Source organism: Rhizobium sp. BK529 (assembly GCF_014194105.1).
Classification (GTDB): Bacteria; Pseudomonadota; Alphaproteobacteria; order Rhizobiales; family Rhizobiaceae; genus Rhizobium.
On the sequence record NZ_JACIAU010000001.1, the window covers coordinates 1,738,979 to 1,755,221 of the forward strand.

A 16,243-nucleotide genomic window follows, 5' to 3' on the forward strand; every position below is an offset into this window, starting at 1 on the left:
GACGCTGGCCGGGGGCCTGGCGGCATTATTCATCCGGTATAGTGCGCCCGAGAAATCTTACCCATGCGGTTGATCGCGATGGACGAACCCGGCGTAGCTGCATTATGAAAAGAGACGACAATTTCTGCTAAGGCCTTGCTATGGTAAATTATATCGAAGCCGCAATCGCGCCACCGAAAAATACCGGCGCCATCAGGCTTTATGGAACTGAAGCATTCGAGGGGATGCGCAACGCGTGCCAATTGACCGCACGTTGCCTCGATGCGCTCGCCGATGTCGTCAAGCCCGGCCTCGCAACCAATGAAATCGACCGCTTCGTTTTCGAATTCGGCATGGATCATGGCGCCTATCCGGCAACGCTGAACTATCGCGGCTACACGAAGTCCACGTGTACTTCGATCAACCACGTCGTCTGTCACGGCATTCCCGATGACAAGCCGCTGCGCGAAGGTGATATCGTCAACATCGATGTGACCTTCGTCGTCGATGGCTGGCATGGGGATTCGAGCCGGATGTATCCGGTCGGGCAGATCAAGCGTGCTGCCGAACGTCTGCTGGAAGTGACCTATGAATCGCTGATGCGCGGGATCGCCGCAGTCCACCCTGGCGCACGCACCGGTGCGATCGGCGAAGCGATCCAGACCTATGCTGAAGCCGAGCGTTGCTCGGTCGTGCGCGATTTCTGCGGCCATGGTGTCGGCCGCCTCTTCCACGATTCGCCGAATATCCTGCATTACGGCCGCGCCAATGAAGGGCCGGAAATGCGCGAAGGCATGATCTTTACCATCGAGCCGATGATCAATCTCGGGCGGCCGCATGTGAAGGTGCTGGCAGACGGCTGGACCGCCGTGACGCGCGACCGCTCGCTTTCGGCGCAGTACGAACACACGGTCGGCGTCACTGCGAACGGTTGCGAGATCTTTACGCTTTCGCCTGCCGGTCTCGACCGGCCCGGCCTGCCGCCGCTCAACAGGTGACATCATCAATGGCGAAAGGCCCCGTTCCGCAGACCGGCGATGATGAATTGCCTTTGAACGTGGATGAGGATGTCGTCATCGACGAACGGGCATTTTTCGCAAAACCCGCCATCGGCAAGAAGAGCGCCCTGCCCGCGCAGCCTGCGAAGGAAGAGCATTATCACGGCCACCGCGAGAGGCTGCGCAGCCGCTTTCGCGAACACGGTGATGCGGCGCTTGCCGATTACGAAATCCTCGAACTCCTGCTTTTCCGACTGATCCCGCGCCGGGACACGAAACCGATCGCCAAGGCACTGATCGAGCGCTTCGGCTCGCTATCGGGTGTGTTCGGCGCACCGATAGCACTGCTGCAGGAAGTAAAGGGCGTCGGAGAGACCGTGGCGCTCGACCTGAAGCTGATCTCAACAATCGCCCACCGTACATTGAAGAGCGAGCTCAAGGGCAAGGAGGTGCTTTCTTCCTGGTCGTCGGTCATCCAATATTGTCATGCGGCCATGGCGCATGAAGCGCGCGAGCAGTTCCGTATTCTCTTCCTCGACAAGCGCAACGCACTGATTGCAGATGAGGTGCAGGGGCGCGGAACGGTAGACCATACACCTGTCTATCCGCGCGAGGTGGTGAAGCGGGCACTCGAGCTTTCGGCGACGGCGCTGATTCTGGTTCATAATCACCCGTCGGGTGATCCGACGCCGTCGCGCGCCGATATCGACATGACGAAGACGATCATCGACACGGCCGCGCCTCTGGGCATCGCCATTCACGATCACATTATCATCGGCAAGAACGGCCACGTCAGCTTCAGGGCGCTGCGGCTGCTCTCGTAAGACACGTTGCGAGGACCGCGTGCACTGTCACCGAGTTTGCCCCAGCTTCATCCGGAGAGGCTGAATTCAAGCTACCACTGCCAAACCCGGCGCAGCGCGCAAGCGGGCTATGTCGCGCGCCGGTGGTTCTCCAAAATGGCGGCGATATTCGCGACTGAACTGCGACGGGCTTTCGTAACCCACGTGGAAGGCGGCAGTCGTGACGTCGAAGTCCTGAACCAGCATAAGGCTGCGCGCGTCCTGCAGCCTGAGTTGCTTTTGGAATTGCAGCGGCGTCATCGCCGTCACGGCACGAAAATGTTCATGCAGGCTCGACGGACTCATGCCTGTTTCGGCGGCAAGCCGCTCGATGCTGAACCGTTTCCGGAAGTTCTGTTGGATCCAGGCGATGGCGCGGCCGACTTGGGCCACCCGGCCCTGGCCGGATGTGATGTGGCGCATTCTGGCGCCATCCGGGCCAGCGAGCAGATGATAGAGAATTTCTTGCTCGGCTAGCGGCCCGAGCACAGGCAGCGCTGCTGGATTGTCGAGCAGACGCAGCAGGCGTAGCACCGCGTCGAGCAGATCGGTGCCGGCGTCGGACACCGTCTTGCCTATGGGCGGGGATGGCGCCCCCCGCGGCGGCGGCACGCGCAACGCCAACTCCCCAGCATGACCGGATCGAAATCGAGATACAGGCACAGATATGGCTTGTCTGGAGTCGCCTCGATCACATGGCCTATCGCCGGCAGGTCGTGGGTCACGATCCCATAGCGCCCCGGTGAATAACTGAAGACGCGGTCGCCTAGCGTGACCTGCTTGTGCCCCTGCACGACGAGGCACAGTTGCGGCCTGTAAACATTCGGCATCGGCATCGTAACCGTGGAGGATCGAACAAGCGTCACGCGTTCGATGGGTGTGGCGTGGAAGCCATCCTTCGAGACGTGCCGGACAATTGCGGCCGCGATTTCTGTGAGCTTTTCCATGAATAGGACCATCGCACGCGCGTGGCAGGACGGCAATGCAAACCGCGGCTTCTGGAGGATTGGGCAGGAATTCTGGCGCATCAGGCTAACGGCTCGGCGTCGCCGCGCACCACAATGTCAGCGGCGCCTGGGTCACAGCAAACCGGGTAGCAGAACAAGTATGGAGCGAACATGACATCGGATAGTCTGAAGACCCCCACGGTTGCGCTAGGCACCTGGGCCTGGGGCGACAGCGGCGAGACTGGCGACGGCTACTTTGGCAGCAACCTCACGCAGGCTGGCCTGCAGGAGCTCGCGGACAAGGCACATGCGGCCGGGTTTACCTTGTGGGATACCGCCCTCGTGTACGGCATGGGCCGTTCAGAAACCGTACTCGGAGACCTACTGAAGCGCTATGCCCGCAGGGACTACCAGCTCTCCACGAAGTTCAACCCGCGGATCGCGGGAACCGGCGACGATCCGGTGGCGGACATGCTGGAACAGAGTCTGGCCAACCTCGGCACCGATTACATCGACCTTTACTGGATTCACAATCCAGCGGATGTGCCGCGGTGGACGCCGCACCTGATTCCGTTGCTGAAGAGCGGGAAGGTCAAACATGTCGGCGTCTCGAATCACAATCTGAGCGAAATCAAGCTCGCCGACCGGATCCTGGGCGAAGCCGGATTCCGGGTCGAAGCCATCCAGAACCACTATAGCCTTCTCTACCGCAGCTCTGAGCAGGCCGGAATCCTGGATTACTGCCGCAACCGCGGCATTCCGTTCTTCGCCTATATGGTGCTGGAACAAGGCGCGCTGACCGGCAAGTATAGCACCGAGAACCCGCTGCCGGAAGGCAGCAGCCGAGGGAAGATTTACAATGGAATGCTGGCTCAGTTGAAGGCCCTGACGGATAAACTCACTTCGATCGGCGAGAGCCAGGGTGCAGCAGCACCCGATGTCGCGACTGCATGGGCCATCGCCAAGGGCACGACGCCGATCATCGGCGTCACTAAGCCCCATCATGTCGATGGTATGGTCCGAGCCATCAGCATTACGCTCACCAGCGACGACATCGCGGAACTGGAAGCTCTTGCTGATGCCGCAAACGTGAATACGCGCGGCTTATGGGAGCAAGAGATGCAAGTCTAAGCCTCGACCGCCGCTCTCGGCAGGTGCGGATCTGGCCGCTTCCCGTGGGAAGCTGCCCGGCCGCTATTTCAGGTCATCGGTTTCCGCAACAGCAAGACAGCACGGTCTTTGCGTCTCTAAAGTAAGCAAGACGCTGCCGCAGTGGCGTATCCACCGATCCATGCTCATATTATCATCGGCAAAAACGGACAGGCGAGCCTCAGAAGGCTGCATCTGATATAAGAATCCGGCTAAGGCTTGAAAAAGCCATTTTTGGCGTTCTCCAAACTGGATCACAGTCAACCTCGTGGGGCAATTATGGGCTTTTCTCCGGGTCGTTTATACAGGCCAACTCTGCGAGGGCTGATGCGGCTGACGCTTCTGCTGCTGGCTGTGACCGGTGTCTATCTCGCCTATCTGCAGCTTTCCACCAATGTGCATGCAGTCGTCGAAGGCCAGGTTTATCGCTCGGCCCAGCCCTCTCCTGCCAAGCTTGGCGAATTGGTCAAGGAATATGGCATCAAGTCCGTATTGAACCTGCGCGGTGACAGCAGCGGCAAGGCCTGGTACGACGATGAAGTTGCGGCAGCCAAGGGGCTCAATGTCCAGCATATCGATTTCCGCATGTCGGCCACGAAAGAGCTCAGCGTCGAGGAAGGTCGCCAGCTCATGGCGATCATGGCGGCTGCGCCGAAGCCGCTGCTCATTCATTGCAAGGCTGGCGCGGACCGGACGGGCCTCGCTTCAGCCATTTATGTTGCCGGCGTTGCCAAGGGTGGCGAGATGGCAGCGGAATCGCAGATTTCGCTGACCTACGGTCATCTGTCGCTCTTCTTTATCGGCGCCTATGCAATGGACGAGACCTTCGAAAGACTTGAGCCACTATTCGGCTTTTCGAACTCGTAAACGTCATCGGAGTACAAACTGTAACATTGACCGGCTACCGATGAACGCGCGACATTTCGCGTCGCAAATGATTCCAATTCCAACTCGGGGCTAAAGGATGTTCCAGTACGATCTCGTGGTAGTGGGCAGCGGCCCGGCAGGGCGCCGTGGCGCAATCCAGGCTGCAAAACTCGGCAAGAAAGTGCTGGTCATCGAGGCGGGAAAACGCGTCGGCGGCGTGTCCGTCCACACCGGCACGATCCCTTCGAAAACGCTACGAGAGACTGCGCTCAATCTTTCCGGTTGGCGCGAGCGCGGCTTCTACGGCCGCAGCTACCGGGTGAAGCAGGAAATCAGCGCCGAAGACCTGCGCCGCCGTCTGCTGATCACGCTTGATCATGAAGTCGAAGTGCTTGAACATCAGTTCGCCCGCAACCGCGTCCAGCACGTCCGCGGCAAGGCAAGTTTCATCGACGCCAATACGCTGCAAGTGATCAAGGACGACGGTGAAACGATGACGGTGAGCGGCGCCAGCATTCTGCTTGCCGTCGGCACGAAGCCCTTCCGGCCGGATTACATACCTTTCGACAACAGGACCGTGCTCGACAGCGACGAATTGCTCGATATCGAGGACCTGCCGCGCACGATGGTCGTCATCGGCGCCGGCGTCATCGGGATCGAATATGCAACGATCTTTTCGGCTCTGGATACGGCCGTGACTGTGATCGATCCCAAGTCGACCATGCTCGACTTCATCGACAAGGAAATCGTCGAGGATTTCACCTATCAGCTGCGCGACCGCAACATGAAGCTGCTCCTCGGTACGAAAGCCGAAAAGGTGGAGCGGCTCGAGAACGGCAAGGTCCAGCTGACGCTCGATAATGGCCGTCATCTCGTGACCGACATGGTGCTTTTTGCCGCCGGCCGTATGGGCGCTACCGATACGCTGAACCTCCAGGCGGTCGGCATCGAAGCCGACAGCCGTGGACGCCTGAAGGTCAATCCTGAGACTTTCCAGACCTCGGTTCCGAACATCTATGCCGCCGGCGATGTTGTCGGCTTCCCGAGCCTTGCCTCGACCTCGATGGAGCAGGGCCGGATTGCCGCCCGCGTCGCCATCGGCGCGGTTGCGAAGGAGCCCCAGAAATATTTCCCTTACGGTATCTACGCCGTGCCGGAAATTTCCACCTGCGGTCTGACGGAAGAGGAAATGAAAGAGCGCGGCATCCCCTATGAATGCGGCATTGCCCGTTTCCGGGAGACATCGCGCGGCCACATCATGGGCCTCGACACGGGTCTGCTGAAGCTGATCTTCTCCCTGAAGACGCGCCGCCTTCTCGGCGTGCACATCGTCGGCGAAGGCGCCACCGAGCTCGTACATATCGGCCAGGCCGTGCTGAACCTGAAGGGCACCGTCGAATATTTCGTCGAGAATACCTTCAACTACCCGACGCTCGCCGAAGCCTACAAGATTGCCGGCCTCGACGCGTGGAACCGCATGGGCGACATAAAATCTGAACTCTGAGAGAGCAAGAGCTTACCCTCGCCCCTCGGCTTACACACATTAAATTCCTGATATATAATATTTATTAGAAAACAGTGGATCTTTTGGCCAACTGTTGTGTGTGCCTGTGCCAACTACCTATATCCTATGCCAAAAGATATTGGTAAGCTCCGGCTACCCGCACCCCGGCTTCGTTCTATTGCGTTTTCGTTATTGCCTTCCCAAGTATGGGTGCACGCCTTTCGACAGTCGATGTCTTTGACCGGTCTGCGGTACCGCGGGTACACAGCCCACAACGAAAGATAGATATTTTGCCCGATATTTCAGCGGCTGCTCGCAGGCGGTTCCAGCTCATCCTGATAAAGCCGTCGCACTATGACGACGACGGCTATGTGATCCGCTGGTGGCGGGCGATGATTCCCTCCAATTCGCTGGCAGCCATTTATGGGATTGCCGCCGACTGTGCCGAACGGCAAATTCTTGGCGCCGATACCGCGATCGACATCACAGTCATCGACGAGACCAATACACGCATCGATTTTGAGGCGCTGCTCTCCCGGTTCAAGCGCCATGGCGACTTCGGGATGGTTGCGCTCGTCGGCGTTCAATCCAACCAGTATCCCCGCGCGCTCGATATCGCCCGGCCGTTCCGCGATGCCGGACTGCCTGTCTCGATGGGTGGCTTTCATATCTCGGGATGCCTGTCGATGCTCGACGGCGATGCGATCGGCCTCGAGGAATGCCGCAAGATGGGGGTTTCGATGTTTGCCGGCGAGGCCGAAGGACGGCTGGAGCTCGTGCTGCGCGATGCGGCCGCCGGTGAATTGAAACCGCTTTATAATTTCATGAACGATCTTCCGGGGATCGGCGGCACGCCGGTGCCTTTCCTGCCGAAGGACAATATCCAGCGCACGCTCGGCCTCAGCACCAGTTTCGACGCGGGCCGTGGCTGTCCTTATCAATGCTCCTTCTGCACGATCATCAACGTACAGGGCCGCAAATCCCGTTTCCGCTCGGCCGACGACGTCGAGAAGCTGGTGCGCATGAACTGGGCGCAGGGCATCCATAAGTTCTTCATCACCGACGATAATTTCGCCCGCAACAAGGATTGGGAAGCGATCTTCGATCGGTTGATCGAGCTTCGGGAAAGGGACGGCATTCCGCTCGGTCTGATGATCCAGGTGGATACGCTTTGCCACAAGATCCCGAACTTCATCGAAAAATCGAAGCGTGCCGGCGTCACTCGTGTTTTCATTGGCCTCGAAAACGTCAATCCGGACAATCTGACCGCTGCCAAGAAAAATCAGAACAAGATCACCGAATACCGCAAGATGCTACTGGCCTGGAAGGCGCAGGGTATCATGACGCTCGCCGGCTACATTCTTGGCTTCCCGGCCGACACCCCGCAATCGATCCGCCGCGACATCAGGATCATTCAGGAAGAACTACCGCTCGATGTCATCGAATTCTTCGTTCTGACACCCCTTCCCGGCTCGGAAGACCATCAGGTTCTCTGGAAAAAGGGTGTCGAGATGGACCCCGATCTCAATATCTACGATGTCGAGCATGTCTGCACTGCCCATCCGAAGATGAGCAAGCAGGAGTGGGAAGACATCTATCAGGAGGCCTGGTCGCTCTATTACTCGCCTGACCATATGAAGACACTGCTGCGCCGCGGCGCGGCAACCGGCATCAGGCTGAGCAGCCTCGTCAAAGTCCTGGTCTCGTTTGCGACCACTGTGCCGCTTGAAAACGTTCATCCGCTACAGAGCGGCCTTCTGCGCCTGAAGCATCCTTCGGAGCGGCGCCCGGGCCTGAAGCGCGAGCACCCGCTGCTGTTCTGGCCGCGATTTACCTTCGACACGATCCGCAAGCACGTCTCGCTCGCCGGCACGATTATCAATCTCAGCGTTTCGGCCTTCCTGATTGCGCGCAAAACCGATGCCAAGACCTACGCAGACAAGGCCCTGACGCCGGTTGGTGACGATGATGAGGACGTTCTCGACCTCTTCACCAAGACCGCCGGCGGCACTGCTGCCGTCAGCCACATCAAGAAAGTTGCCGAACTGACTCACGCTCACAAAGCCATCTGACCGGTAGATCGCCTGCCTGGTTTCAAAGGGTCAACAAAAAAGCCCTGCCGCAAGCGGCAGGGCTTTTTGATCTCAATCCGGAAGAGCCGATTATTCGGCGCTGTCTTCGGAAGCCTTCTTCTTCGGAGCGGCCTTCTTCTTCGGTGCAGCTTCTTCGCCTTCAGCAGCGTCTGCAGAAGATTCAGCCTTGGCAGCCTTCTTCTTCGGAGCGGCCTTCTTGGTGGCAGCCTTTTCAGAAGCTTCGCCTTCTTCATCGGCGAGCAGTTCTTCCTTCGTCACCTTCTTGTCGGTGACGTCGATTTCGGTCAGCAGGTGGTCGATGACCTTTTCTTCGAAGATCGGAGCGCGGATCGAAGCGGCGGCACCCGGCTGGCTGCGGAAGAACTCGAGGATCTGCTTTTCCTGGCCCGGGTACTGGCGCAGCTGCTCATAAATCGCGCGCTGCATTTCGTCTTCGGAAACTTCGACGCCAGCCTTTTCGCCGATTTCGGAGAGAACGAGGCCGAGACGCACGCGGCGCTCGGCGAGCTTCTGGTACTCTTCGCGAGCCTGCTCTTCGGTCGTGTCCTCATCTTCGAAGGTCTTGCCGGACTGGGCGAGGTCGTTGCTGACCTGGCTCCAGATGCCGTTATATTCGGCTTCGACGAGCTTGGACGGGGTTTCGAACTTGTACATCTCGTCGAGCTGGTCGAGGATCTGGCGCTTCAGCTTCTGGCGCGTCAGCGAACCGTACTGGGATTCGATCTGGCCGCGGACGATTTCCTTCAAACGGTCGGCAGATTCGAGGCCGAGCTTCTTGGCGAGTTCGTCGTTGATCTCGACGTCAGCCGGAGCAGCAACTTCCTTGACGGTGACATCGAAGGTGGCTTCCTTGCCGGCGAGGTTTTTGGCCGGGTAGTCGGCCGGGAAAGTTACGGTGATGGTTTTCTCGTCGCCCGCCTTGACGCCGACGAGCTGGTCTTCGAAGCCCGGGATGAAGCGGCCGGAGCCTAGAACCAGTTCGGCGTCCTGATCGGTGCCGCCGTCGAAGGCAACGCCATCGACCTTGCCGACATAATCCATCTTAACGCGGTCGCCGTTGGCAGCCTTGCCCTTTTTTTCGGCGTAGTCGCGGGCGCTTTCAGCGACCTTCAGAACCTGCTCGTTAACTTCGTCGTCGGAGATATCGACGACTTCACGCGTGACCTTGATGCCCTTGTTGGACTTCAGTTCGATCGGCGGGAGAACTTCATAGGACAGGGTGAATTCGAAATCCTGCTGGGCAGCGAGGATCTTTTCCGCCTCGTCCTTGTCTTCCGTCATGTTGATTTCCGGCTGAGTAGCCGACTTTTCGCCACGGCTGGACAGGATCTGGGTCGGTTGGTCGCGAACGATCTCGTTGACGAGATCGGCCATGAGGGACTTGCCGTAGACCTTCTTGAGGTGAGCGGCCGGAACCTTGCCCGGACGGAAGCCGTTGATGCGAACCTTGTCCTTTACGTCGGCGAGGCGCTCGTTCAGCTTGCTTTCCATGTCCTTGGCCGGGATAACGACCTTGATTTCGCGCTTCAGCCCTTCAGCGAGCGTTTCGATAACCTGCATGTCTTCCTACCTTCATTTCCGTGGCGGCCGTGCCCAGACGCCGTTCGTTTCGGTGAGCACGACGCCGGCCAACTGCCGCGCGTGGCTTTTTCTCAATTCCTGTTCGTTCCGTTCGAGACGGAACCGCACTCGCTTTCCGGGTATCCGGGACAACTAAGTTCCAGTCCTCCCGCCCTGCAAGGCAGCTTGGTGCGGGTAGAGAGACTTGAACTCCCACGCCTTGCGGCACCAGAACCTAAATCTGGCGTGTCTACCAATTTCACCATACCCGCGTTCCCAAAACCGCATGCATATGCCTGCGCATGAGGCCTTCCGGAGCGCGGCGTCTCTATATCACCCGATTTAGAACAGGCAAAGGAAAAATGAACAGTAAATGACAGGGATTTGCGGGCTAAAGCGCGCCCTTCCCATCACCCGCCTCGCCTCTCAGTAGAGCGGCTCTTCATAGGCCGGCTTACCGTCCACCATCAGGCTGCGGATCTGTGCAGTACCTGACGATGAAACGCTGACGGTAATCGAAACGGTGCCATCATTGCGGGCCTCCTCCAGCGGCTTGCCCTCGCCCTCCGGTACGTAATAGCGCTCGATTCCGTATTCGACGCGTATGGTTTCCCCGTTGTTGGGACCGTAGCTGTAGAAAGGCAGGCTGCGCAGAACGACCGTCTCTGCTGCTGCCGGCAATTCCTTGAACGACGATTCGACGATACCCCAGAAGCCGTCCGGCTGGCGTTTGAGGCGAACCCACAGGGTCTGCTCGCCCGCGTCCGCCGGAATACCGCCTGTCACTGTCGAAACCGGCACAGAGGATATGTCGTAGTTCAGCACCACATAGTCGCCGCGCAGGAAATCACGCGGATCCACAGGCGCCGTCTTGAGCTGCACCTCGGTACCATTTGCCAAGATCGACGCGCGGCTCTGGATGCTGTAACCAAGGATAAGCGTCTGCAAGCCGGCGACGAGGATCGCAGCGACAATATAGAAGCGACCGCCTTGTGGTCTTGCGAAGGTAAAACTCATGCGCGTTCCTCCACGCGGCCCGATGCAAAGCGTTTTTCAAGGCGGATGACGACCCAGGCGACGGCCGCGACCACAAGGCCCGAGAACAGGAAGAGGCTAGACGTGCCCAAAATTGTGCCGACCGTCACCGAGGCCAGATACAGCATTTCGCCGGCGAAGGCGCCATACGCCAGGTAGCGAACCGCACCATTGTCCCGGCCATGCACGACGATCGCCACCACAGCGGCCGCCAGCGTCAGCAGGCCTATCACGACCATACGACTGCCCTCGTCCATTTCAGCATGCAGCAGGAACAATCCCATGATGGCGACAAGAAAACTATAGAATGCCGGCGCAGCACCCGCCGTTCGCACCAGTGTGGAAATCGCGTGGACGGGCAAGGCGGTCAGCAGGAAAGCCGCCATGCCGAGAACCGCGAAGCTGATCGCAACGGAGACCTCGTCAGTCACCACATAGAGCCAGGCGAGCCAGCCGACCACCAGCAGATAAGCGAGATGGCGCGCCCTGTCTGCGCCAGTATAGCGCACAAGCCCGATGACTACGGCGGCCATCACAAGCGGCGCATAGGGGCCAACTCCATACCAACGCGTATCGTAATTCTGGAGATAAACTGCAAAGGAGCCCCATGAGAGGAAGCCGGCGACAACCGTCACCGCAGCCGAGCGGAACAGAATCGCCGAAACGGTCGCCACGCCAAACCAGAGATACATGACCGTCTGTTCGTCGCCCGAGAGATGATACATCTGGCCGACAAGGGAAATGGCGCCGCCGAAGCTCAGCGCACCGATGATGAGCAGACCGTTGGCGGTGGCGAGCGCGCCGCGCATAAGAAGAAGTGCAGCACCAACATGGACCGACCAGATGAGCGTCAGCATCAGGCCGACGCGCACAAGGCGCGGTATATACTCCCAGTTTGAAGCGACGAGCAGCAATAGGGCGGCGCCAAGCAACACAGCCGCCAGCCCCATGAGCACGCGACCGAGGCTGAAACTTGCCGGACGCGCATCATATTCGGCTAGCAGGGTCCCTACCGTATCTTCCTGCAGAAGCCCCTTCTCCACCCAGAGCGAAAGATCCCGCTCCAACCTGCCGCGATACATGCTCTCCCCCGCAATGATCCGCCATCTTCGGCTTACGCATTTATAGCGCAGGATCGGCGCACGGAAACGCCGGTATTTAAAATATGCAGATTCCTCATTGGTCTAACTTGGATCAGCCGTTAACGAAACACTAACCGCGTCGGCGCTACTATATGATCAATGCAGGATAGGCATGCATGAATCGCATAGCCCTCATGATTATATTGCACTGCAAAACAATCAAAAGTCATACTATTTACCTGATGTCGAAGCACGGGGATGGCGCCCCGGCCCGGTTTTCCGGCTGCCTACGGACGATATGTCCGTGACGAGATTCGCAGACGCGCACTCCTCCTCCCAGCGCCCTGCGATAGACTGGCAACACTCCTCCTCCCAGTTGCCAGTCACCATCATGACGCCCGCCGGATCCTCCCCCGGTGGGCGTTTTGCTTAACAGGTGGTTAAACGATTAGCTCGTTGCGCTCCAGGGCTCTCAAGGCCATAAGAGGTTTGGCAATCGTTAAGCCGGGCCAAGGAGCCGGTAGGACAGATTTTGAACTCACTTTGCCATCCATCGCCGGGGCATTAGGGAAAAGGCGCGATCGGGAGAAAAGGCCGATCACGACGATTACGGCCGGCCAAATATCGATCCGCGAAACGCGGGAACCGGGAAAAATCATTCTGCCTATTCGTTGACCAGAAAATGGCCAAAGCGTGTAAATTCCAGCCTGAGCTCTGCGAATTGCGCATAGGTGGCTTGAAATCTTGGCTCTGTTAGTTCTTCGCGGCGCAACATATATTCTGGTCATCAAATAGAGGTCAGCGCCGAAGGGTTGGCTGCTGGCAGGACCAAGCCCTAGGAAAGGGGATTAACATGAACTTCACTCGCTCTTTCAACAACTGGCGCAAGTATCGTCAGACCGTTACTGAACTCGGCCGCATGACCAACCGCGAATTGCATGACCTCGGTATCGACCGCTCGGACATCCATCGCGTTGCTCGCGAAGCTGCCGCCCGCTAAGTACAGGTAATCGCTGCTCCTCCCAAGCAGATTACCTTCCCAAAACGCCTGCTGCCCTTGCAGCGGGCGTTTTCTTTTTCGCGTCCGCGAAAGTGCCGCAAAGGTTGCGGATGTATTAATTGATCTGCCTCGCTCAAAAATCGCGCTCTGCATAATTAGCGAGCACCAGATTGCACAATTGCATAGCAGACGCCTTTTATTTGCACTGCACAATACGGGGAACCTCGATTATATAGATATCAACCGCAGAGACAGCGATCCCGCTGCCTGCAGAGAGACATTCGAGGAAAAAACTATGAACCCGATCCGCATTGCAAAGAGCTGGATTAGCTACCGCCGCACGCTCAACGAACTTGGCAACCTGTCTAACCAGACGCTCGCCGATATCGGCGTCAGCCGTTACGACATCCGCAACATCGCGTCCCGTTCGTTCCGCTAATACAGCGAACGAATTGTTTTCTAAGACGGCGCCATCAGGCGCCGTTTTCGTTTTTGGGTGTGCCCGCATCTTCGTCGGAACCCTACCGCGTTCTGACAGTTCTCCTTCACGAAAGGAGACCAGCATGGCAATCAAACTCAATGCCGGTTTTACTGGCCGCCCCGAGAACAAGCCTGAGGGCATTCGAAAAGCGGCGTCGAACACCGCGTCTGCCGTCAGGCGCGAGGTGCAGGCCGTCGCAACGGGGGCCGCCGACCATCCCCATACTGCAAGCTCCGTCGTTGTCGGCATCGGCGTGCTTGCGTTCGGCATCGGCTATCTGCTCGGACGCCAATCCGTCGATACACGCCGTTTCTGGAGGTGACATCATGGCCAGAGCTATTTTGGAAGAAGCAACTGACGATGCCCGGGCAGAAGACAGTCCGGCAGCGGATGCGCGTCGGCGCGAGATTGCGGACGAAGCCTCTCGACGCCTGAACGCAAGGCGCAAGGGTGCACCGTCGGCAAAAGGTGAGATCGATCGTTTCAACGAACATACGGAAGAGACCGCCCCGGACGATCTTCCAAACCTTGCCGCGCGGCGTGAGGCGGCGCGAGAGCACGGTGATTCCTACATTGTCGACGCCGATCTGGAAGATGCGGATCAGCGCGAAACATCACCTGGAACGCGCGAACAAAGTTGATCACGTTGCGGCGCAGGCTGGCGCGGTCTTCGATTCCGCTGTTGGATCGTGCTCCCCGGCGTGATATCAGCCGCCAATGACCCAGAACTCCTCCTACTCTCCTGTTCACGTGATCGGCGGCGGGCTTGCCGGCTCGGAAGCCGCATGGCAGATCGCCAACGCCGGCGTGCCCGTCATCCTGCATGAAATGCGTGGCGTACGCGGCACGGATGCGCACAAGACCGACGGTCTTGCTGAACTCGTTTGCTCAAACTCCTTCCGCTCCGACGACGCGACCAGCAATGCGGTCGGTGTGATCCATGCGGAAATGCGCATGGCGGGCTCGCTGATCATGGCCTCCGCCGACAAGCACCAGGTCCCTGCTGGTGGCGCACTCGCCGTCGATCGCGATGGCTTTTCGGAGGCAGTGACAAAAGCGATCCACGACCATCCGCTGATCACGGTCGTCCGCGAAGAGATTTCGGGTCTGCCGCCGAAGGAATGGGACCAGGCCATTATTGCCACCGGCCCGCTGACTGCGCCGTCGCTGGCGAGCGCCATTCAGGCCGAAACCGGCGAGGATTCGCTCGCCTTCTTCGACGCCATTGCTCCGATCGTCTATCGCGACAGCATCGACATGGATATCTGTTGGTATCAGTCGCGCTACGACAAAGTCGGTCCCGGCGGCACGGGCAAGGACTATATCAACTGTCCGATGACCGAGGAGCAGTACAATCGCTTCGTCGACGCGCTGATAGCGGGCGACACAGTCGGCTTCAAGGAATGGGAGGGCACGCCCTATTTCGACGGCTGCCTGCCGATCGAGGTGATGGCCGAGCGCGGACGAGAGACGTTGCGCCATGGGCCGATGAAGCCGATGGGGCTTACCAATGCGCATAATCCCGCCGTGAAGGCCTATGCCGTCGTGCAGCTCCGCCAGGACAATGCGCTCGGCACGCTTTACAACATGGTCGGCTTCCAGACGAAGTTGAAATATGGCGCGCAAGCCGAAATCTTCCGCCTGATCCCGGGCCTGGAGAATGCCGAATTCGCCCGGCTCGGCGGCCTGCACCGCAACACCTATATCAACTCCCCGACTCTTCTCGATCCTTCGCTGATGCTGAAATCGCGCCCGGGCCTGCGTTTTGCCGGCCAGATCACCGGCTGCGAAGGTTACGTCGAAAGTGCAAGCGTGGGCCTGATGGCTGGCCGCTTTGCAGCCGCCGAACGCAAGGGCGAGACGGTTTCGCTCCCTCCTGCGACGACCGCGCTCGGCTCGCTGCTCGGCCACATTACGGGCGGCCATCTCGTGACTGACGAGGAGCCCGGCAAGCGCTCGTTCCAGCCAATGAATATCAATTTTGGGCTGTTTCCGGAATTGCAGCCGGGTTCGATCGTCAAGCCCGAAGGTGTCAAGCGCTTTCGCGGCAAGGACAAGACAATCATGAAGCGGCAGCTGATTGCCAAGCGGGCGCTTGCAGATTGCGCCGCCTGGCTGGGCCACGATATCAAGCTCGCAGAGAGCGCTTGAGACAAAGGATTTAGTAAAAACTGCTAGGCAGCTGGATGTGCTTAGTGACCGTTCGCCGCCGACGTGTTCGGCGCAGGCAGCTCCTTATCCGGCTCGGCAATATAGTTGCCGAGCAGCCAGAGCGAAACTTCTGAGGCCTCCTTGGCAGAGGCGAACTCGTAAGTGCCGTTGTGATGAGAGGCGTTTACAAATTCGATGCTAAGCCCCCTGCCGGTTTCAGAGGCCAAAACCCGCACCGTGCCCGGCTCGATCAGATGGCAGGCAAAATGCCGCGACATGTTGCGCATGAAGCCCGCCTTATTGTCGTGCAGACGCACGAAGACGGCCTGACCGTCCGCAGTCGCCTGAAGCTGGCGGATCGCTTCATTCGGGAATGCGCGGCCGAACTCGATAATGGCAAGGCCCGTGTCGTGCAGACCATCTTCCTTGTTCTGGGCCGCCATGCGCGTTGCCACGAAGGCTATGAAGATGACGATGGCGAAAAGAACGCACCAGACGATAATGCCCACGCGGTTTCTCCGTTCAAGATGGGGTTTTGCCTGACATAACGCGCGA

General features: G+C 58.8%; 16 protein-coding genes, 1 tRNA gene and 1 pseudogene. 11 read left to right on the top strand and 7 right to left on the bottom strand.

Features of this window, described 5'->3' with window-relative positions:
* The first annotated feature begins 140 nt into the window (after positions 1 to 140).
* Together map and radC are read left to right on the top strand one after the other, a co-directional pair.
* The gene (gene map / locus FHX08_RS08790; protein WP_184327083.1) at positions 141 to 977 is read left to right on the top strand and encodes a type I methionyl aminopeptidase; all 837 of its coding nucleotides are present in this window, start codon (positions 141 to 143) and stop codon (positions 975 to 977) included.
* Positions 978 to 985: 8 nt separating this feature from the next.
* Entirely contained in the window at positions 986 to 1,801 is an 816-nt protein-coding gene (gene radC, locus FHX08_RS08795; RefSeq protein WP_184327084.1) for a RadC family protein, read from the top strand.
* Positions 1,802 to 1,867: 66 nt separating this feature from the next.
* Here the strand turns inward: radC and FHX08_RS31855 are convergent, their stop codons facing one another.
* Together FHX08_RS31855 and FHX08_RS31390 are read right to left on the bottom strand one after the other, a co-directional pair.
* Positions 1,868 to 2,242 (bottom strand): helix-turn-helix domain-containing protein, encoded by a 375-nt coding sequence (locus FHX08_RS31855; RefSeq protein WP_409527404.1) that lies wholly within the window; start codon positions 2,240 to 2,242, stop codon positions 1,868 to 1,870.
* 60 nt (positions 2,243 to 2,302) lie between these two features.
* A pseudogene (locus tag FHX08_RS31390) lies at positions 2,303 to 2,847 on the bottom strand (AraC family transcriptional regulator); the annotation flags it as partial.
* 90 nt (positions 2,848 to 2,937) lie between these two features.
* Between FHX08_RS31390 and FHX08_RS08805 the strand changes: the two are divergent.
* The 4 genes from FHX08_RS08805 (at position 2,938) to FHX08_RS08820 (ending at position 8,358) form a co-directional block, all read left to right on the top strand.
* Entirely contained in the window at positions 2,938 to 3,897 is a 960-nt protein-coding gene (locus FHX08_RS08805; RefSeq protein ID WP_132651336.1) for an aldo/keto reductase, read from the top strand.
* A 345-nt stretch (positions 3,898 to 4,242) separates the two neighbouring features.
* Positions 4,243 to 4,782, top strand: a complete 540-nt coding sequence (locus FHX08_RS08810; protein ID WP_245508204.1) for a dual specificity protein phosphatase family protein — start codon at positions 4,243 to 4,245, stop codon at positions 4,780 to 4,782.
* Positions 4,783 to 4,879: 97 nt separating this feature from the next.
* A complete protein-coding gene (gene sthA / locus FHX08_RS08815) occupies positions 4,880 to 6,286 on the top strand; it encodes a Si-specific NAD(P)(+) transhydrogenase (protein WP_132651334.1) in 1,407 nt (468 codons plus the stop codon).
* Between the two features lie 392 nt (positions 6,287 to 6,678).
* Positions 6,679 to 8,358 (top strand): B12-binding domain-containing radical SAM protein, encoded by a 1,680-nt coding sequence (locus FHX08_RS08820; protein ID WP_409527405.1) that lies wholly within the window; start codon positions 6,679 to 6,681, stop codon positions 8,356 to 8,358.
* A 90-nt stretch (positions 8,359 to 8,448) separates the two neighbouring features.
* On the opposite strand, the gene tig is transcribed toward FHX08_RS08820, so the two are convergent.
* The 4 genes from tig to FHX08_RS08840 form a co-directional block, all read right to left on the bottom strand.
* The gene (gene tig / locus FHX08_RS08825) at positions 8,449 to 9,939 is read right to left on the bottom strand and encodes a trigger factor (RefSeq protein ID WP_132651332.1); all 1,491 of its coding nucleotides are present in this window, start codon (positions 9,937 to 9,939) and stop codon (positions 8,449 to 8,451) included.
* 187 nt (positions 9,940 to 10,126) lie between these two features.
* Positions 10,127 to 10,211 (bottom strand) — tRNA-Leu (locus tag FHX08_RS08830).
* 154 nt (positions 10,212 to 10,365) lie between these two features.
* On the bottom strand, positions 10,366 to 10,956 hold the full coding sequence (locus tag FHX08_RS08835) for a GDYXXLXY domain-containing protein (protein ID WP_184327085.1): 591 nt from the start codon (positions 10,954 to 10,956) through the stop codon (positions 10,366 to 10,368).
* Positions 10,953 to 12,056 (bottom strand): DUF2157 domain-containing protein, encoded by a 1,104-nt coding sequence (locus FHX08_RS08840; protein WP_132651330.1) that lies wholly within the window; start codon positions 12,054 to 12,056, stop codon positions 10,953 to 10,955. The genes FHX08_RS08835 and FHX08_RS08840 overlap by 4 nt, the downstream gene beginning before the upstream one ends.
* 853 nt (positions 12,057 to 12,909) lie before the next feature.
* On the opposite strand from FHX08_RS08840, the gene FHX08_RS08845 reads away from it, so the two are divergent.
* The 5 genes from FHX08_RS08845 to trmFO all read left to right on the top strand — a co-directional run bounded on the left by FHX08_RS08845 (position 12,910) and on the right by trmFO (position 15,688).
* Positions 12,910 to 13,056 (top strand): DUF1127 domain-containing protein, encoded by a 147-nt coding sequence (locus FHX08_RS08845; RefSeq protein WP_132651329.1) that lies wholly within the window; start codon positions 12,910 to 12,912, stop codon positions 13,054 to 13,056.
* 295 nt (positions 13,057 to 13,351) lie between these two features.
* Complete coding sequence (locus FHX08_RS08850) at positions 13,352 to 13,495, top strand: DUF1127 domain-containing protein (RefSeq protein ID WP_112568191.1); 144 nt, start codon at positions 13,352 to 13,354, stop codon at positions 13,493 to 13,495.
* A 124-nt stretch (positions 13,496 to 13,619) separates the two neighbouring features.
* Positions 13,620 to 13,859 (top strand): hypothetical protein, encoded by a 240-nt coding sequence (locus FHX08_RS08855; protein ID WP_132651328.1) that lies wholly within the window; start codon positions 13,620 to 13,622, stop codon positions 13,857 to 13,859.
* A gap of 4 nt (positions 13,860 to 13,863) precedes the next feature.
* Positions 13,864 to 14,178: a hypothetical protein gene (locus FHX08_RS08860; protein WP_132651327.1), complete on the top strand. Its 315-nt coding sequence runs from the start codon at positions 13,864 to 13,866 to the stop codon at positions 14,176 to 14,178.
* A 76-nt stretch (positions 14,179 to 14,254) separates the two neighbouring features.
* Positions 14,255 to 15,688, top strand: a complete 1,434-nt coding sequence (gene trmFO / locus FHX08_RS08865; protein WP_132651326.1) for a methylenetetrahydrofolate--tRNA-(uracil(54)-C(5))-methyltransferase (FADH(2)-oxidizing) TrmFO — start codon at positions 14,255 to 14,257, stop codon at positions 15,686 to 15,688.
* Positions 15,689 to 15,729: 41 nt separating this feature from the next.
* On the opposite strand, the gene FHX08_RS08870 is transcribed toward trmFO, so the two are convergent.
* Positions 15,730 to 16,197 (bottom strand): hypothetical protein, encoded by a 468-nt coding sequence (locus FHX08_RS08870; protein ID WP_132651325.1) that lies wholly within the window; start codon positions 16,195 to 16,197, stop codon positions 15,730 to 15,732.
* Between the last annotated feature and the right edge of the window lie 46 nt (positions 16,198 to 16,243).